This window comes from Pseudorhizobium endolithicum (genome assembly GCF_902153245.2).
In the GTDB taxonomy this organism is placed as follows: Bacteria; Pseudomonadota; Alphaproteobacteria; order Rhizobiales; family Rhizobiaceae; genus Neorhizobium; species Neorhizobium endolithicum.
Map to the genome: position 1 here is coordinate 1 of NZ_CABFWF030000016.1, position 17,905 is coordinate 17,905.

The 17,905-nt window shown below is 58.2% G+C and carries 18 protein-coding genes; 6 read left to right on the forward strand and 12 right to left on the reverse strand.

The features are described from left to right. Window positions 1-608: 608 nt before the first annotated feature. The 9 genes from RTCK_RS18505 to gcvA all read right to left on the reverse strand — a co-directional run bounded on the left by RTCK_RS18505 (window position 609) and on the right by gcvA (window position 7,608). On the reverse strand, window positions 609-1,109 hold the full coding sequence (locus tag RTCK_RS18505) for a hypothetical protein (RefSeq protein ID WP_142593886.1): 501 nt from the start codon (window positions 1,107-1,109) through the stop codon (window positions 609-611). Between the two features lie 66 nt (window positions 1,110-1,175). After that, window positions 1,176-1,322, reverse strand: coding sequence for a cbb3-type cytochrome oxidase assembly protein CcoS (gene ccoS / locus RTCK_RS18510; protein ID WP_142593887.1), 147 nt, complete (start codon window positions 1,320-1,322; stop codon window positions 1,176-1,178). 69 nt (window positions 1,323-1,391) lie between these two features. Then, the gene (locus RTCK_RS18515) at window positions 1,392-2,231 is read right to left on the reverse strand and encodes a DUF2189 domain-containing protein (RefSeq protein WP_142593888.1); all 840 of its coding nucleotides are present in this window, start codon (window positions 2,229-2,231) and stop codon (window positions 1,392-1,394) included. Window positions 2,232-2,425: 194 nt separating this feature from the next. Continuing rightward, window positions 2,426-3,307 (reverse strand): cytochrome-c oxidase, cbb3-type subunit III, encoded by an 882-nt coding sequence (gene ccoP / locus RTCK_RS18520; protein ID WP_142593889.1) that lies wholly within the window; start codon window positions 3,305-3,307, stop codon window positions 2,426-2,428. Next, window positions 3,298-3,468, reverse strand: coding sequence for a cbb3-type cytochrome c oxidase subunit 3 (locus RTCK_RS18525; RefSeq protein ID WP_142593890.1), 171 nt, complete (start codon window positions 3,466-3,468; stop codon window positions 3,298-3,300). The genes ccoP and RTCK_RS18525 overlap by 10 nt, the downstream gene beginning before the upstream one ends. 18 nt (window positions 3,469-3,486) lie before the next feature. Further along, complete coding sequence (ccoO, locus tag RTCK_RS18530) at window positions 3,487-4,239, reverse strand: cytochrome-c oxidase, cbb3-type subunit II (RefSeq protein WP_142593891.1); 753 nt, start codon at window positions 4,237-4,239, stop codon at window positions 3,487-3,489. A 5-nt stretch (window positions 4,240-4,244) separates the two neighbouring features. Further along, window positions 4,245-5,891 (reverse strand): cytochrome-c oxidase, cbb3-type subunit I, encoded by a 1,647-nt coding sequence (gene ccoN / locus RTCK_RS18535; RefSeq protein ID WP_185928056.1) that lies wholly within the window; start codon window positions 5,889-5,891, stop codon window positions 4,245-4,247. Window positions 5,892-6,080: 189 nt separating this feature from the next. Beyond that, on the reverse strand, window positions 6,081-6,506 hold the full coding sequence (locus RTCK_RS18540) for a DUF5946 family protein (protein WP_268963149.1): 426 nt from the start codon (window positions 6,504-6,506) through the stop codon (window positions 6,081-6,083). A gap of 220 nt (window positions 6,507-6,726) precedes the next feature. Further along, entirely contained in the window at window positions 6,727-7,608 is an 882-nt protein-coding gene (gcvA, locus tag RTCK_RS18545) for a transcriptional regulator GcvA (protein WP_142593894.1), read from the reverse strand. 184 nt (window positions 7,609-7,792) lie between these two features. Here gcvA and RTCK_RS18550 point away from each other — a divergent pair, with 184 nt between their 5' ends. Both RTCK_RS18550 and RTCK_RS18555 read left to right on the forward strand, forming a co-directional pair. Beyond that, window positions 7,793-9,199, forward strand: coding sequence for an amidase (locus RTCK_RS18550; RefSeq protein WP_142593895.1), 1,407 nt, complete (start codon window positions 7,793-7,795; stop codon window positions 9,197-9,199). An 11-nt stretch (window positions 9,200-9,210) separates the two neighbouring features. After that, window positions 9,211-10,455, forward strand: coding sequence for an MFS transporter (locus RTCK_RS18555; RefSeq protein WP_142593896.1), 1,245 nt, complete (start codon window positions 9,211-9,213; stop codon window positions 10,453-10,455). 120 nt (window positions 10,456-10,575) lie between these two features. On the opposite strand, the gene RTCK_RS18560 is transcribed toward RTCK_RS18555, so the two are convergent. Next, entirely contained in the window at window positions 10,576-11,196 is a 621-nt protein-coding gene (locus RTCK_RS18560; RefSeq protein WP_142593903.1) for a LysE family translocator, read from the reverse strand. A 316-nt stretch (window positions 11,197-11,512) separates the two neighbouring features. Here RTCK_RS18560 and RTCK_RS18565 point away from each other — a divergent pair, with 316 nt between their 5' ends. The 3 genes from RTCK_RS18565 to RTCK_RS18575 all read left to right on the forward strand — a co-directional run bounded on the left by RTCK_RS18565 (window position 11,513) and on the right by RTCK_RS18575 (window position 13,940). Continuing rightward, entirely contained in the window at window positions 11,513-12,724 is a 1,212-nt protein-coding gene (locus tag RTCK_RS18565; protein ID WP_142593897.1) for a multidrug effflux MFS transporter, read from the forward strand. A 171-nt stretch (window positions 12,725-12,895) separates the two neighbouring features. Continuing rightward, on the forward strand, window positions 12,896-13,357 hold the full coding sequence (locus tag RTCK_RS18570; protein WP_142593898.1) for a nuclear transport factor 2 family protein: 462 nt from the start codon (window positions 12,896-12,898) through the stop codon (window positions 13,355-13,357). Between the two features lie 7 nt (window positions 13,358-13,364). Then, window positions 13,365-13,940, forward strand: coding sequence for a TetR/AcrR family transcriptional regulator (locus RTCK_RS18575; RefSeq protein ID WP_142593899.1), 576 nt, complete (start codon window positions 13,365-13,367; stop codon window positions 13,938-13,940). A 77-nt stretch (window positions 13,941-14,017) separates the two neighbouring features. Here RTCK_RS18575 and RTCK_RS18580 read toward each other — a convergent pair whose 3' ends face one another. Next, window positions 14,018-15,607: a pyridoxamine 5'-phosphate oxidase family protein gene (locus RTCK_RS18580; protein ID WP_142593900.1), complete on the reverse strand. Its 1,590-nt coding sequence runs from the start codon at window positions 15,605-15,607 to the stop codon at window positions 14,018-14,020. 53 nt (window positions 15,608-15,660) lie between these two features. Further along, window positions 15,661-16,206, reverse strand: a complete 546-nt coding sequence (locus RTCK_RS18585) for a carboxymuconolactone decarboxylase family protein (protein ID WP_142593901.1) — start codon at window positions 16,204-16,206, stop codon at window positions 15,661-15,663. A 109-nt stretch (window positions 16,207-16,315) separates the two neighbouring features. Here RTCK_RS18585 and RTCK_RS18590 point away from each other — a divergent pair, with 109 nt between their 5' ends. After that, a complete protein-coding gene (locus RTCK_RS18590) occupies window positions 16,316-17,206 on the forward strand; it encodes a LysR family transcriptional regulator (protein ID WP_142593902.1) in 891 nt (296 codons plus the stop codon). Window positions 17,207-17,905: the final 699 nt, after the last annotated feature.

A 17,905-nucleotide genomic window follows, 5' to 3' on the forward strand; every position in this document is an offset into this window, starting at 1 on the left:
AAGCTTGCCAGAAACTTCCTCTCCGCAGTCGCCTTGGCCACCCTCGTCGCGTTCTGGCTATGATTGAGTCTGAACCCTAAGAGCAGGAGGTGTGTCGGACATTCAAGCTCTGCGGAATGTCTGACGTAAAATCCGCGTTCGAGTTGCTAGACTCCTGGTCCTTCTGCAAGCTCTGGCGGATCCGCGTTCCCTATGTTGATGCTTCCGATCCCTATGTTGATTGCCAATTTCTCTCCGCCGGGTCTATCTTCTGGGTAGCGGGATCGCACGTTTCCGAAGACTGTTCTCGCTTGAGCTTCGACAGGGCAGCTACAGACGCGTAAAGATTGACTAGTTGGCGTGTCACGTCTTCCGTCCGCTCTCCCTGCTCGAGGGTGTCAATAAGACCACGGCAAATAAGAATCTGCTCATCGACAAACGCGCCTGGATGAAATCTTGTCATTGCTTCATCTCCTCTTTGCCAACATTAGATGATGGCTGAGGAAATCAGTTGAGGCATATCAAAAAAGCGGCCACAAGCACACCTGCCAGATCGAACGCCGACGGCATCAGACGGTCTGCGTCAATCAATTTCAGGGTCGGATAGTGGAGATGACCGGCCATTACCGCTATGAATTGTCCTCCTCAGAAGCGGCGAAGGCTCCCCCGGCGGCGCGCAGGATCTCCGTAATGCTATCGGAGTTCCCGGCTGCTTTGACGGCAACCAACGTACCACCAGCACGCAACCCCTCTGTGTAAAAATGCGCCTCTTTCTCCGGCGCACCGCTGGTGCGTAGGATGTCATAGACGCTCGCGGCCGTTGCCCCTGCTACGACGCCCGCCGAGGCTCCCGCAAGGCTGGTGGCCAGCCATCCTAGCACACCCACAAGGCCCAAGCCGGAGACAGGCATGAGAGCAAGCCCGGCGACGAGACCGAGAGCGCCACCTCCGACGGCACCGATACTGGCTCCGGCTGTCGTGCTTTCGACGGGGTCGATATCGGTTGTTAGGTGTTCGCTCTGGTTAGAGATTACACTGATGTCCTCCTCCGGGACGCCAGAAGCGGAAAGTTTTTCGGTGGCCAGTTGGGCGGCTCCGAGATCCTTGAACAGAGCAGCTACCGTTGGCATCGGATCCTCCACGACCATCTATCACGACAAGCTAAGACGATGCTTGCTCCCTTCAAGGCTTCATTTCTACTCATCCTCGTCATCCAAGAGGACGCGGACGGCTGCTCCGTCGAGATCTTCATACTGGCCGTCCTTCATCGACCACAAGAAGGCGCAAAGGCCTACCACTCCCATGAGGATTGAGATCGGGACGAGAATCAGGAAAGGACTCACTTTGGGCTACCTCCTGTTGAGGTCGTCGAAGCCGCGTAAGCGGAACTATCACGTCGGTTTCCGGTTCCCTTACTTGAGCGGCGCATCGTCATGGGAACCTCCTCCGGCCATCTCTCTATAGGCGTGCCAGGTGGCATGACCGAGCAGAGGGAAGACGACCACCAAGCCAGCCAATGCCGTTGCCAGGCACAACAGGAACAGGCCCAGCACGATTGCGCCCCAGGCCAGCATCGGCTTCAGATTGTTCCAGACCAGCGCCATGCTGGTACCCATGGCTGTCAGGGTATCCACCCGCTTGTCGAGGAGCATCGGGATCGAGAACACGCTCACGCCGAAGGCAAATCCGGCAAACAGCGAACCGACGAAGCCACCCACCAGAAGCATGGCCCATCCGGTGGGCGTCGTCAGCAGGACCGGCACAATCTGCGAGAAACCGAGAAACGGACTGACCCCGAAAAACAGCGCATAAATCAGAACCGCCGCTCTCATCCAGAGGAGAAACAACAGAACGAGGAGCAGACCGGTAAAGAAAATGTGCGTCCCCGTCTCCGCACGGATGAGCAGCATCCGCCGGGCGCTGATCCGCTCACCGCTCTCGATGGCGCGGCTCTTGGCGTAGAGCCCCGCAGCCAGCAGAGGCGCGATGATCAGAAACCCGGCCATGGCCGGAAACAGATAGTAGTCCCGCTGGCCGACAAACAGCAGCCACACGAAAATCACCGATAGGATGAAAACCCCAAGGCCGTAACCAAGGCTCAGTAGAGGCTGAACCCATAGGTCGGACCAGCCTTGCGAAAGCCATTGCAGAGGCGCTCTCGCAGACAGGTTCCTCTTGAAGAGGGGATTGCGCGTTTCCTCGATCGTCGAGGTCTCGCTGAGGAGCCCATAGGTTTTGCCAGGCGTCTTCATTCTTCCCTCCCTCAAGGGCTAACAGGCAGATTTTGCTGCGCGATACTGGCCCTCAGCAGATCCTGCCGTTTTCAAATGGGTTACACAGCCCGGGTCACTCGCGACTGCGATGTAGACAAGATGGGCGTTGGCGGCGACGAAGATGGCAACCGCAATCCCAACCAGCGTCCACAGTGGCCATTGACGCGCAGACATCAGCGTTTCTCCAGGGCCAGGTCGTTCACATAGAGCGCAAGCGTCTTTATCTCGACTTCCGTCAACCGCTCGTCCCATGTCGGCATATGACCACGGCGGCCGCCATGGATCGTGGTGATCAGAGTCTGCATGTCGCCACCATAGACCCAGTAGTTGTCGGCGAGATTGGGCGCTCCCATCTCCTGGCTGCCGCCGGCATCTTCTCCGTGGCAGGCAGCGCAAGTTGAAAGGAAAACCTCCCTGCCCGCCTGTATCTCCGTCGCATTCTGCGGTGTAGAGGTCGCTGGATTGGTCAGCGAGTGAACATATAGCGCCACCTGCCGGACCTCGGTGCGGTCAAGCATCTGGTCGCGTCCGAAGGCAGGCATTTCCGCCACTCTTGTCTCGTCATGGGCTGCATTGATACCGACGCGAAGGGTCTCTGCTATGTTCTCCGCCCCCCCGCCCCAGAGCCAGTCGTCATCGGTCAGGTCCGGATAGTTGAACCGTCCCGTGCCGTCGGTGCCATGACAGGCCGCGCAGTTGTCGCCGAACAACTGGCGACCGGAGGCGCGGACAAACTCCATGAGGGATTCGTCGGCCATGATCTCGTCATAGCTGCGCGTTTCGATGGCTGCCGTCCATTGCGAACGAGCGGTCTGGCTCTGAGCGAGATCCTCTTCGATCCTCTGCCGCTGGTCGGTGCCCAGCACGCCTTTCGTATAGGTCGTGCCGAGCGGCCATGTCGGCATCAGTATCCACCAAAGCAGGGCGAACAGATGCGTCACGACCAGGAAGATCAGGACACCGCGCGGCACCGGTGTGTCCAGTTCCTTGATGCCGTTCCATTCGTGGCCGGTCGTCTTTCGACCGCTGACGGGATCGACTTCCTCTACGTCCATGGCCTGTCTTCCTTGTCGAGAATGCCCTTCTTGGCCTTGTCAAATCGCTTCTTGTTCGAGGGCCAGAAGGTGTAGATCAGGACGCCGACCGCAAAGGCGATGAGATAGAAAAGCCCCCAGCTCTTGGAGATGAAGACGAGTGTGTCGTGGTCGAGGTCCATGGAATGCTCCAGTTACCGTCAGTTGCTCGCGTCCGGAGGCAATTCTTCCGCAGCCGTACCCTGATAGGCGGCGTCGGTAAGGCGTCCAAGTACCTGGAGATAGGCCACCAGAGCATCCATTTCGGTCACCTGCGTCGTCACGCCGTCGAAGGTACTGACCTGCGTCCGTTCTCCGTAGCGTTCCGTCACGCCTGAGGCGAAGTCTGTGTCTGGCGACGCCTGACCATAGGCGTCCCGACCAGCATTCTCGACCATCTCGTCGGTATACGGAACACCCAGAGACTGCTGGGCCATCAGGTGAAGGTCGAGATCCTCGATGTCGAGCTCGTTTTGCGCAAGCCATGGATAGGCAGGCATGTTGGATTCGGGCACGACCTCGCGAGGATTGGTCAGATGTGCCACGTGCCAGAAATCAGAATACTTGCCTCCGATACGCGCCAGGTCAGGTCCCGTCCGCTTCGAACCCCACAGCATGGGCCGGTCATACTTCGATTCAACCGCTAGAGAATAAGGTCCGTAGCGCTCGACATCATCTCTGAGCGTGCGGATCATCTGGCTGTGGCAGGCATAGCAGCCCTCGCGGACGTAGATGTTTCGGCCGGCCAGCTCCAGGGGCGTGTAAAGACGCATGTCGGGAACGTCTTCGACGGTCTCGTCGATGGTGAACAGCGGCGCGATCTCGACAATGCCGCCGACGCTGGCAGCAGCGATGATGGCGAAGACAAACCCGAGTGCGGTGCGTTCCAGCTTCCGGTGAAAGAGCTCTCTCATCGTGATTACTCCGCTGGGGTCGCTGGCGAGACAGGGCCGTCGACGACAGGCAGATCCTGTTCAGCGCGTGAGACGGGTGCTCCCCGCGCCGTCATCCAGATGTTGTACGAACCGATGATCGCACCGATCAGAAAGAGCAGGCCGCCGAATGTACGCGCGATGTAGTAGGGATACATCGCCACCAGGGAGTCGATGAAGGAATAGGTGAGCGTGTTCTGCTCGGTGTAGGTCCGCCACATCAGGCCCTGAATGATACCGGAGTTCCACATCGCGAAGATGTAGATCAGCGTCCCGGCAAGGGCGAGCCAGAAATGAGCCTCCACCAGCATCGAGGAATACATTCGCTCCCGACGCCACAGGCTAGGGACGAGGGTGTAAAGAGCCCCGAACGTGATCATGGCGACCCAACCGAGAACGCCCGCATGGACGTGACCCACGGTCCAGTCGGTGTAATGGGACAGAGAGTTCACGGGCCGGATCGCAAGGAACGAACCTTCGAACGTGGAGAGGCCGTAGAAGATAGCCGCGATGAACATGAACCGGAGGGTGGCATCATCGCGAACCTTGTGCCAGGCACCGTTCAAGGTCAGAAGCGCGTTGCCCGCGGAGGCCCAGGAGGGGACGAGCAACATGACCGAGAAGGTCATCCCAAGGTTCTGAACCCAATGTGGAAGCGCCGTATAGTGCAGGTGGTGCGACCCCACCCACATGTAGAAGAAAGTGATACCCCAAAAGCTCAGGATCGACAGCCTGTAGGAAAAGATTGGACGATCGGCGCGCTTGGGAAGATAGTAGTACAGCATGGCGAGAAAGCCTGCCGTGAGGAAGAAGGCCACGGCATTGTGCCCGTACCACCATTGAACCATTGCATCCTGAACACCGGGCCAGACCGTGTAGCTCTTTGCATGGCTGAGCGAAATCGGGATCGCGATGTTGTTGACGATGTGCAGCATCGCGACAACCAGGATGAACGCCATGTAGTACCAGTTGGCCACATAGATGTGCGGCTCCTTCCGGCGCGCGAGGGTTCGTATGTAAAGAACGAAATAGGTGACCCAGACGATCACGAGCCAGAGATCGGCGTACCACTCCGCCTCGGCATATTCCTTGGATTGGGTCACACCCATGAGATAGCCGGTAACCGCGACCAGGCAGAAGAGATTGTAGCCGAAGAGGACGAACCAGGGGCTGAACTGGTCAGCCAGTCGCGCTCGCGACGTCCGCTGGACGACGTGGAATGAGGTTGCAATGAGGGCATTGCCCCCAAATCCGAAGATTACGCCCGTCGTGTGGGCCGGCCTGATCCTTCCGAAGCTCGTCCACGACGTATCGAAGTTCAACGACGGCCAAGCAAGTTGCGCGGCTGCCCAGACGCCGACGAACATGCCGAACACGGCCCAGATCATCGTGAAGACAATGCCCGCCTTGATCGGATCATCGTAATATTTCGACAGACGCTCCGGATGCGGCTCGGGCTCGAAAAGCGACGACAGCAACCGCGCCAGGAGCACACCGCTGCACAAGAGAACGACAACGCCGTGTACGCCGAGCGGATCGAAGCGGCCGGCGGCTGCCATGGCGATACCAATGATCACCAGCGCTATCAGGATAACAACCGAAAGCTGTCTTTCTCCGGCAGTTAGTTGTCCGATCATCCTCGGCCCTCCCCTTCCTGCTGCTCGGGAGCATGCGGCAGCCCCCTCGTCCTCACCTAGATCACTGCAAGTTGGCGGCAACCCCGTAGGGGACCATCATGCAGCAAAGGGAACCGGGGGAAAACCTCCGATACCCGCTCATCCACCTTCCTGTTGGTTGCCGGCCGAAGGCCAATCAAGAACACATCAAAGGCCACTACGAACACAAGTTACCCAACGGTTGACGCGCTCGAGGGCTTCGTCGGGACCGCCAACATAGACATAGCTGACGGTAATAGGCCATTCGCGAGGTTGTATGACCGTATTGCCCTCATCAGCCCTAACCCTGGTCCGTCCGGCAAAAAGATCACCATGGATCTTCCTGATGCGATCTACAGGTAACCCTTCATCTAAATGCCGTCGAAGCATTACCCGCAGGCTCTGGATCGCTTTATCTTCATATTGGCTGGGATGCTGAATGAGGAAGGAGGACACTATTTCGAAATGTTTGGCGCCAAGCTTTGGATTTCCCCATTCCCAGCTTGTAACCAGAGCGAGCATCCCGCGACAGCAAAGGCCATCGATTTCTTGCCCAAAACATTCGGGGCACAGGCGGGTAGTTCGCGCTATCATTCAATTCAACCCATTTTCGGCGATCAGGCAGGTCTTATAGTCGATCGTAAGCCTGAACTGCCATAACTTCTCAACACAGCGATGGGGGGCGGAAGCAACCAAGAGCAAGCCCGGATCTCGGTTCCCTTCGCCGCTGTGTTCTTCAATGAAGCGCTCAGGGTCCTGGACTAGGTCGTCATCCGAAACTTCACTGTCGCCAGCGGCGGGTTGCAGCTGAGGTTCAACACGTTGCTTCGTCGAGTATCCATGATCTGAAAGCAGCGACCTTGGACCGGGTGTAGGTCGCATCGGGATAAACGAGATAGTATGCGAAGGCATCAAGGAGCACTGTGTCCGCAAGCCGAATGAGCCGGCCCTCCTTAAGGTCGTTCTCGATCAACGCCGCAGGTAAAAGTCCCGCCCCTTGCCCGCTCAATACGGATCTAAGGAGAAGGTTGGAATCGTTGAAGGACGGTCCACGCAGCACCGCGATCTCCTCTACGCCTTGCGAACGAAACCAGAGGTGCCATCCTTTGCGGTCGGCATCGTGGATATGTGGCCACCGAACCAGATCGGCAGCTGACGCTGGCTTGCCTCGTTCCGCGACCAGCGCCGGAGCCGCGACAGGCACAATCTCCAAGACGAGAACCCGATGGCTGCGAAACCCCGGATAGCGCCCGAGACCGTGGCGAATTGCGACGTCAACGCCGTCGCGGGAGAAGTCGGCGAGGGCGCTGCTGGCCAGGATCTTCAAATCGATGTCAGGATAAGCATCTTGGAATCGTTTCAAGCGTGGCACCAACCACGTCTCCGCAAAAAATGGCGTCACACTGACGGTGAGGGCCGTTTCAGACGCGGTGGCCACGCGCTCGGTGGCATCGACCATTTGCCTGAAGGCGTTACGGATCGGCGGAAGGTAGTTTTGCCCCGCCTCGGTTAGAAGGATCCCGCGGTTAACGCGATGAAACAGTTCGGTGCCAAGATGTAACTCCACCGTTTTTAGCATCTGGCTGACCGCACCGGGAGTTATGCATAATTCCGCGGCCGCGTCCTTGACCGACAGATGGCGCGCAGCGGCTTCGAAGGCACGAAGCGCATTAAGGGGAGGAAGACGTCCGACCATTTAGTTTATCTAATCCGAAAGCAGCAGGAAATCTGGTTTGTGCCGCGGGCAATTATCCGCTGAGTTATGCCGCGCCGCATCTTGTGAATTTAGGAAAACTGATCCGAATTTGGAAGATAGCGATCACTACTGCAGTCCCGCTGCGTCCGGACCTGACGTCGCCACACCAGTACGAGAAACCAACATGAACCCAATGCCCCCTGCCCTGCACTATCTCGAGCTTTCCGAACTCGCAACCCAACTTCAGGCGCGCACAGCCTCACCCGTGGAGGTTACGCGTGCTCTGCTCGATCGGATTGCCCGACTGGATCCCTCACTCAGGGCCTTCGCTCTCTTAACGGCAGACGATGCAATGAAGCAGGCCGAGGTGGCCGAGGTGGAGATCAAGAATGGCCGTTATCGTGGCCCTTTGCACGGCGTGCCAATCGCAGTGAAGGACCTATGTTGGCTTCAAGGGCACCCGACAGCGGCCGGAATGCCTATTCATCAAGACTTTTACCCGCCCGAAGATGCATCCGTGGTGCGTCGCCTCAAGGAGGCAGGCGCGATCATCCTGGGAAAACTCCAGCTGACGGAAGGAGCCTATTCCGATCACCATCCTTCGATCAGTGCCCCCAAGAACCCCTGGAATCCGGAATACTGGCCTGGGATCTCATCGACTGGGGGAGCAGCTGCGACAGCAGCAGGTCTCTGCTATGGCTCTATCGCCTCAGACACGGGAGGGTCGATCCGTTGGCCATCGGCAGCGACTGGCCTTACCGGGCTGAAACCAACCTGGGGCCGTGTCAGCCGCCATGGTGTGTTCGAGCTTGCCGCGACTTTGGATCACGTCGGTCCAATGGCTCGCAGTGCAATAGACTGTGCTCTGCTTCTGGCGGCGATCGCAGGTCCAGACCCGAAGGACCCGACGGCACTGCTCGCTCCGGTACCGGACTATGCCAGACTTGCCCGTCAACAAATCAAGGGCCTGCGCATCGGCGTCGATCCAGAGTGGAACGACGATGATGTAGACCCCGCTGTCCAGACGGTGCTTTCTCAAACGGTAGAGATCTTTCGCTCACTCGGAGCGACGATCCTGGAGGTCCAATGTCCTGACGTGACAAGTGCTATCACCGACTGGACCGAAAACTGCGCTGTCGAGGCGGTGGTCGCGCACGAAGCGACCTATCCAGCGCGGAAACAAGAATATGGCCCAGTGCTGGCGTCCGTCGTTGAACATGGCCGTGAAATCTCCGCCACTAGCTATCAGAAGATCCTGGTTCGGCGATTACAACTGCGAGGCAGGATGGCGGCGCTGTTCGAGAAGATCGATTTGCTGCTGACACCGGTACACCCTTTTGAATCACTCACCCTTGAAGCGATACAGACACTTGGCGAACAACCGCAACTCATTTTCAAGCTCCAACGATTTACCTGCCCCTTCAATATGACGGGTAACCCCACCATTACTCTTCCTGGTGGCTTCGCGGAGGACGGCTTGCCACTCGCGTTTCAGCTGGTTGCGGCCCATCTGGGCGAGCCGGCGCTGCTGCGTGCAGGCACCGCTTTCCAGGCTGTGACCAACTGGCATCGCCGACATCCGCTCGCGTAATGGTCCGTCCCATGAGAAACACAGCAGCCGGCCTCGGTTCCGGCATATTCTATGGCTGGTACGTAGTTGCCGCCGCGTTCATCGTTACCTTCCTCGGTTTTGGCAGTGCCTACACATTCAGCGCCTTCTTCGATCCACTGCAGAGAGAGTTTTCGGCGTCCAGAGGTTCCGTCTCTCTCGTCTTCTCACTGGCCGGCTCTCTGTACTTCGGCACGGGCATGATAAGCGGGCCCCTGGCAGACCGGTTCGGCGCGCGCGCATTGTCTATTACCGGCATGATCCTGCTAGGGGCCGGATTGGTCTTAGCCGGCCTGGCGCGCAGTCTGACGGAGGTCTATCTTGCATACACACTTGGAGTGGGTCTCGGAGTGGGCTTCTCCTATGTGCCGGTGCTAGGCGCCGTACAGAGATGGTTCAGGCGCCAGCGCGGCTTCGCATCTGGCCTTGCAGTAAGCGGGATAGGTGTTGGAACGCTAGTCATGCCGCCGCTCGCAACTTGGCTGATCAGCTTGCTTGATTGGCGCACAAGCTACGTCCTATTTGGTTGCTTTGTGGCAACGATCGGCGTGGGCATTTCCTTGCTTCTAGTCGATGACCCTCGCCATCGCGGACTTGCTCCAGACGGGGCTCCGATGACTTCTGGTACGGATCAGAATTTGCAGCAGGGAAATTCCATTCGACAAGCGATCCGCTCACCGCGTTTCACGACTCTTTATGCCGCTTGCCTGCTCTGCTCATTCGGCGCCTTCATCCCCTTCGTTCACCTCGTCCCGTATGCGTTGGATCAGGGAATTTCCCATTTCTACGCCGTAGGCGCCCTTGGCATGATCGGCATCGGAAGCACCGCAGGACGCTTCCTTCTCGGAGCACTGGCAGATCGGCTGGGGCGAGAGAACTCGCTGTTGCTGATGTTCATAGGCATGGCGCTCGCCATGAGCATCTGGGCGTTATCCACGAACATGTGGCAACTCAGCGTCTTCGCCCTCGTCTATGGCTTGTTTTATGGCGGCTGGGTTGCCTTGCTCCCGGCCGTCGTGATGGACCGGTTCGGTGGGCGGAATGTCAGCGGGATCATTGGCGTGCTTTACACAAGCGTTGCTCTCGGGACGCTGATCGGTCCAACTGCTGCCGGCCTCTCGTTCGATTTGACCCAAAGCTATACGCTACCAATCCTGGCGAGCATAGTTGCCAATCTTGGCAGCGCCTTCCTCATCACCAGGACGTATGGCACAAGCATCGTCAGGAGAAGACGGTAATATGAAGAAGAAGCTTCGCACTCCGCTTGCCTGTCATGCGTTCGATTCCCGCATACGTCGTTCTGGACCGGCGGCTTCTGCGGAAGTTTTCGGGTTATGGCAGCTCGCCCGCCGCCGCGGCTAGGATCGGATGTCTGCACTCAGCGCCAACCGAACCCCGAGCGCTATCAGCAGCCCACCCAACGCGCGGTCGAGCCATATTGCCGCTCGGTTGTTCGCTCTGAACCAGTTTGCTAGTCGACCGGCCAGCAGGACGAGTGGCGGCTCGACTAATGCGGCAACTACAATGATCAGAATCCCGTGAAATGCAAGTTGCAGAGCAACTGGGCCGGCCCCGGCAACCACGAACTGCGGAAGGAAAGCAAGGAAGAAAACGGCCACTTTGGGGTTCAACGAGGACACCAGGATCCCTTGGCGGAAGGTTCTCCAGGAGCTCATCCTTCCCGGCAGTTCAGCACCGGTGATGAACGAGCCGCCTTTGGATCTTAGAGCCTCAACACCCAGCCAGACCAGATAGGCCGCTCCAGCCCATTTCACCAAAGCGAAGGCAGTGGCAGAAGCGACCAGCAGGGCCGAAAGCCCAACCGTTGCAAGAAGGACATGGACGAGGGTCCCACTCCAGATCCCCAGCATGGCGAGAAAACCCGTCCGTGCGCCTCCTGTCAGAGCCTTTCCAAGAATGAAGGCGATATCTGGGCCTGGAGATATGTTGAGCAAGAGGGCGGCAGCCAGAAAGGCCATCCAATGGGCGGCGTCATAATAAAGCACGGTTCCTCCTGCGTAGGGCGCCGACAGGGTGATCACCCGGCCCTTTGTTTGACCACAAGAAACCAGAGGTCGATCCTATTGTGAAGCCCCCTTGAGAGCTTGGTCAGCAAACGCACTTCGACTGGCCGCTCGACCCAGCGACTCATTCAAAAGCCATGCCCGAAAAGCAATCAATGCCATCGGTCAATTCGGTTGGTTGGGATCGGGAGCGGACGTTCTGCGGACTTTCCATGTCCCGGTCTGATCGCTAGACAGCCACTAGCGATCAACAACCAAGGATCATGACGGCATGACGCCCAGTGTCACACGAGAGCATATCGTCCTCTACGCGCTTCTCACTTCCTTGACCGCTGTTAGCATTGATGCGCTTCTTCCGGGTCTGCGCCAGATCGCGTCCGAGCTTGCGCCTGCACCGCCCCTATCCACCCAGCATGTCGTTTCCTTATTCATCTTGGGTATGGTATTTGGCGAGTTGTTCATCGGCCCACTCTCGGATGCAATCGGCCGCAAGCGGGCACTGGTCATAGGGATCGGCCTATACACTGTCGGAACGCTCGTCGCGCTGTTCGCGTCGTCACTCGAAGAAGTCGTCGCCGGGCGCATGCTCCAGGGCGCCGGGGCAGCAGGTCCGAAAATCGCGACCCGAGCCATGATCCGCGATCAGTTCGAGGGCGAGGCCATGGCCCGCATCATGTCACTCCTGTTCTCGCTCTTCATCCTTGTGCCGATGGTCGCTCCCGTGTTGGGTCAAGGTGTGATTGCGTTTGCAGGATGGCGAGCGGTGTTCGCAGTCTACCTCGTGCTGGCCTTGGTGATGGGAACGTGGCTCGTTCTACGCCAGACCGAGACGCTGCCGCCAGAGCGCCGCATCCCGTTCCGTCCTCGCGTCCTCCTCGCCAACGCCTCTCGAATCCTTGCCAACCGCCGCGTCGCCCTTCTGATGGCGGCGACTGGCTTTGTATTCGGTGCACAGCTTCTCTATCTTAGCATCGCCGCCGACCTCTTCGCCGACCTCTATAAGGTCCACGAGACATTTCCACTCTACTTTGCCCTGCTCGCCGGCGGGATCGGGCTTGCCTCCTATCTCAACAGTCGCCTTGTCGGGCGCGTCGGAATGGATGCGATGGCGCGGTTTGGTTTCCTCGGCTTGACGTTTGCCGGGCTGCTCATGCTGACCGCATCGATCGCCTGTGACGGCCGACCACCGCTCATGCTCCTTCTACTCTTCGGCTTCGCCGCCTTCTTCGCTATCGGCATCCTGTTCGGCAACCTCAATGCCATAGCGATGCGCTCTTTGGGGCAGGTCGCCGGCCTTGGAGCTTCCATGATTGCTTCGGGATCGAGCTTGGTCGCGTCGCTCTTCGCAGTAGGGCTGGGCCCATTATACGATGGAACCACGAACGTTCTGGCAGGTGGCATCGTCCTTGCGGGTGCCACCTCACTTTTTTTGGCGGAACTGGCGGCTCGCATCAGCGATGCTCCCATTGCGGTGGCTCGCTGAGCAACTGGTCATTCATTGACGATAGCTATCCAGTTTTCGCTCCTAAACTGGACGTGCGGGAAACACCCCATCTCAGACAAGTGTAGCTTTGTGACCAGAAACTCTTGTCTTGTCTGTACCGATCGGTCTAGTCTGTACAGATTGTCCTGCTCCACAACCGGAGATGCTCCCATGAATAACCTTGTTCCCCCTTTCACAGAAGAAACCGCGGTCGCAAAGGTTCGTCTGGCCGAAGACGGCTGGAACAGTCGCGACCCAGCCAGGGTCTCCCTGGTTTACACTGAAGACAGCCGCTGGCGGAACCGGGCTGAGTTCCCGAGAGGCCGTGAAGAGATCCTACGCTTTCTTGAAAGAAAATGGGCCAGAGAGCTGGATTACCGCTTGATCAAGGAGCTTTGGTCGTTCGGTGGCAACAGAATTGCCGTGCGCTTTGCCTATGAATGGCACGACGATAGTGGTCAGTGGTTCCGCTCTTATGGAAATGAAAACTGGGAGTTTGCGGCTGACGGCTTGATGGAAGCTCGTTTTGCTTCGATAAACGATCTCCCGATCAAGGAGAGCGAGCGTAAATTTCATTGGCCGCTTGGACGACGCCCGGATGATCATCCTGGGCTCTCGGACCTGGGCCTGTAGGAGGCCAATGCCACGCATTGTACACGAGAGGGCTGATACGTTTCCCCTCATAGCCGAAGTCTTCAGAGAGTTCGGCTATGAGGGGACGAGTTATAGCCGAATCACCGGGGCTACAGGCTTGTCCAAAGGTAGCCTCTATCACTTCTTTCCCGGAGGGAAGGAGGAGATGGCAGCCGTACTGCTCACTGAAATCCACGACTGGTTCGAGTCAAACGTGTTCGCACAGCTGACTTCGCAAGAACCTGATGTGTCGATCAGGAATATGTGGGCCGCTACAGGCCGCTATTTTTTTCAGGGGGAGCGAATCTGTCTTATGGGCGCCTTCGCGCTCGACCAGACGCGCAACCGTTTCTCCAGTATGATCCGGCGATATTTCTCAAGATGGATTGAGACTTTGCAGAACGCGCTGATCCGCGGGGGCATGAAAAGCGAAAACGCAGCCGCTCTCGCCGAGGCGGCCGTCGGCAACATCCAAGGGGCCCTGATCCTCGCACGTGCATTGGACGACCCCAAATTCTTTGAACGGGCGCTGCACCGACTTGAGGCCGAAATTCACGCTGGAATCAATAACTCAACGCCATAGAAGCTCCCGGATTTCCTGCGTGTCGAGGTTTGCCGTCCTTTGTTTGGGCTGCGAGTAGTGGCAAAAACGCGACGTCTCTACGAGCTACTTGGCGCATCGCCGGAGAAAGAAACTACAAGCGTATCGGTGAGAGCGCGCGAGACACACGGGGTAAATTGCCGATTGCGCAGTGTGGGTCCCAAGGAAAGAGACCACGCGTCCTTATGCTCCACCTGACCGCTTTTCAAGGCGATCGAACACGTACCACAATTTCCCGCCCGACAGTCAGACGGCACCTCGAAGCCTGCATTAACCAGCGCGTCGAGAGCGGTTTGGTTGGCACCGACGTTCACGTCCACCCCGTAATCAGGTATCCTTATGGTGAACGGCCGGGCCTCACTATCGGTCTGCCGTTTCCCGAACCGCTCTAGATGGATCCGTGCCAAATCGCATTCGGCCTCTTGTGCCGAGGCAATAACATCCTCAATCATCCGCTCGGGACCACAGGCATAGATGTGCGCTCCCGTGCCGCAGCTAGCTAGGATGTCCGAGACGACCATTGGCCGAACAGACCGCTCGTATACGATCAGACGGTCAGGACATAGGCTTTCCAACTCGTCGAGATAGGCTGCTTCTGCGCGCGAGCGCACCGCGTAGTGCAATTCGAAAGCTCTACCACAGCGATCAAGCTCTTCGGCCATCTTACGGATCGGTGTGATCCCGATCCCTCCGGCAATCAACACAGCGGGAGTGCTTTCATCGCCCAGGGCGAAGTCGTTGCGAGGCATCCGGCAGTTGATGCGGGCTCCGATCTGGTAGCTCTCATGGATGACGCGTGACCCATCGCCGTCGGCGAGCACGGCGATCTCGTATGAGTTTTCGCAAGGCCCTGTTCGAGCTATGGAGTAAGAACGCCAGTGTGTGTGGCCGGCCATCGCTATAGGAACGGCCAGATGCGCGCCGGCAGTGATCGCGGGCAGCGGCTGGTGCTCGGCATGTCGCAGTTCATAGGCTCTGACGCGCGGCGTCAGTTGCCTTATGCCCGAGACGATCAGCGGCAGGGGGCCGTCGCCGAAGGCTTTGGCTTCAACCCGCTGCACGCGATCCGGCTTGCTGCTTATGCGTTCAACGAAGTCGAACTGAGCACGGAGCTCTTCCTCCGTGTAACGCGGCACGATATGTTGCGGGCAATTCCAGTCAAACGCCTCAACCGCAATCATAATGCCCCGCTCGACGCGCGCAGGGTAGCTTTCATCCTGCACTTGCGCCAGGCTCTCGTCATCCTTGCCTCGCTCCAGTATCCTCACCCGCCCAAGAACCTTGAGGCGTCGGCGCGCCAGATAATCGACAAGAATCAGCGAAACCCTGTCATCAGTGGCGAAATTGCCAACGCTCACATACTGACGATTGCCACTATAATCAGCAAAGCCGATCGTGCGTTCATCCAGCACCTTCAAGAACCCTTTCGGACCGCCCCTATGTTGAACATAGGGCCAGCCTGATTGGGAGATCGACGCCATATAGAAGCTGTCGCGCTGGGACAGGAAGGTCTGCTCAAGTGCGCCCAGACGATCGTTGGCCGGCGCTTCGGGCTCGGCGAACTGTTCATAGGCGCCACGCGAACCGTGGCGCGACTGCAAGGCCTGCACCGGGGCGGTGAACATCAGTTGGGAAAAACGGTGTGCCATAGGATAGTTCTCGAGGTACGGACCGTCAGAATAGACGGCCCGTACATGGTTGCTCAGGCGACCTGCGAGAGTAGGCTTACTTCCGGAAAGTCAATTTTCACGCGGGTCGATTTGCCGAGCATGTTGGTGAAGACGTTGAGAGCTACATGCGCCAGGACTTCTAGGATCTCCTCTTCGGAAAGCTCTGCTGATGCTGCTTCAAACTCGGCGGACGAAACCGCTCCCATGCTGGAGACAAGCGCTTTGGCATATGCGACGGCCGCAGCCGCTTTCCGATCTTGAGATGTCCCCAGACGAGCTGCATCAATCTCATCCCCGCTCATCCCAATCGACTGCGCGATCGCAGTGTGGGCGGACACGCAGTACTGGCAGCTGTTATGCTCGGCGACGGCCAGAGCAATGCGCTCCCGGGTCTCGATATCAAGTGTCCCACGCCCGGCAACCACGTAGAGGCCGAGAAAACCCTCAAGAGCGACCGGGGCTTTGGCGAGAACTTTGATGAAATTGGGCACTAGCCCCAGCTGCTGCTGCACTGCCTCGAGCAGCGGCTTGGCAGCGTCAGGCGCATCTTTGGGCTCAAGGGGGAGGATTCGCGACATCGGAGTTTCCTTTGATCAAGCTGTTGATGATAAGCCGCAACTTGCCCTACCTCCACCACCGCGATAATCTCCTGATAAAGCAATTCATTATTGCGGTTGGAGAAATTGTTTGGACACTTTGGAAACGCTTCGGGCCGTCGTTTTCATCGCCGAGACCGGTAGCTTTTCGCGAGCAGCGCGCGAGCTGCGTGTTTCGCCAACAGCGATAACGCGCGCTATTGCGCAATTGGAGAACCGGCTGAACACGGCGCTTTTCCATCGGACAACGCGCGCCGTCACCTTAACCGACGAAGGGGCGCTGTTTCTCCCGCGGGCCAAACGTGTGATCGAGGAATTGGCGGCGGCCGAATCCGAAATTCTTGGTAAGGCGGTTGAGCCGAGCGGACAGTTAGCAATTACCGCCCCGGTTTTGTACGGCCGCCTGCATGTCATACCTGCCGTTGCCGAACTGCGCATCCGTCATCCTGGACTGCGGGTCCGGGCTCTTCTGTTGGACCGTGTTGTCAATCTGGCGGAAGAAGGTATTGACGTTGCTGTGCGCATCGGAGACCTACCCGATTCAGCCCTACTGGCGGTGCGGGTGGGAGAGGTGCAACAGGTCTTGGTCGCCAGTCCCAGCTACTTGGCGCGGCGCGGGACACCTCAGATTCCGCAAGACCTCGAGCAACACGACATCATCGCATTCAGCGGTTTGGGAACGCTTAATGAATGGCGGTTTGGTGATGGCTCCGTGAGCCGCGGCTTTAGCCCCGTTCTCGAAGTCAACACCGCCGATGCGGCAGTAGAAGCGGCCAAGTCAGGGATGGGCATTGCGCGCTTGCTGTCTTATCAGGTACGCGATCAACTTGAGGCAGGAACACTGCGCACGCTACTTCGCGAACGATCCACGGCGCCACTTCCGGTCCATCTAGTTTTCCCGGCGAACCGGCGCTCGTCACCCGCCGTCAGGGCATTCATCGACATCGTCAAAACTACCGGATCTTCAATGTCCGATGATTGAGCGCCTCTCGTGTCAGCCAGTGCGGTGCATGACTCATCAACTAATCCCCGCTCGCTTATCACGGCCTTGGAGGCAGCTTTCGCATACATGTCAGGCACCTGGCCCAGCCAATCAAATACCGTCTGGTGCCCCAGGCCAGCATAGGCTCCAGAGAGGCCGGGCCCACGGATGGCCCTGTACCTAGAACTGGACCGATAGTGCGATCTTTCCCGCGGTCTGTCCGCCGCCGACCAAGGCCAGTGCTTCGGCAAGTGTTACCGGAGAGAGGGGAGCAAGCTCGAGCCTGAGGATGGAGCGCAGGGTCCCGGAGTCGACCAATGCGCCAATTTCACCTAAGATCGCATGACGCGCCGACAAGTACTCTCCCCCGATTCCGGTCAATGTAACTGAATCCTCCCAATGCAATGACACGCTCTTCGCCCGAAGTGGCGCTGCGTCCAGGCTGGTGTGATTAGTGATCAAACCGACTTTACCGTACGGACCAATGATCTCAGCAATCGCCGGCAGTGGAGTTCCGTCCTGGAGTGCACCCCGTTTTGCCGGACATGTCGGCTAGTTTGATTTAGCGCTGATGAACTGCCGAGGGGAAGCCATCTTGAGCGCGGAATGGGAATGGATTTCGTTGTAGATGCTATGGACGAGCCGGCCGGCTCATCCGCTTCATCGACAACGAGGAGGCCTCTGATGAACGAGAACGCC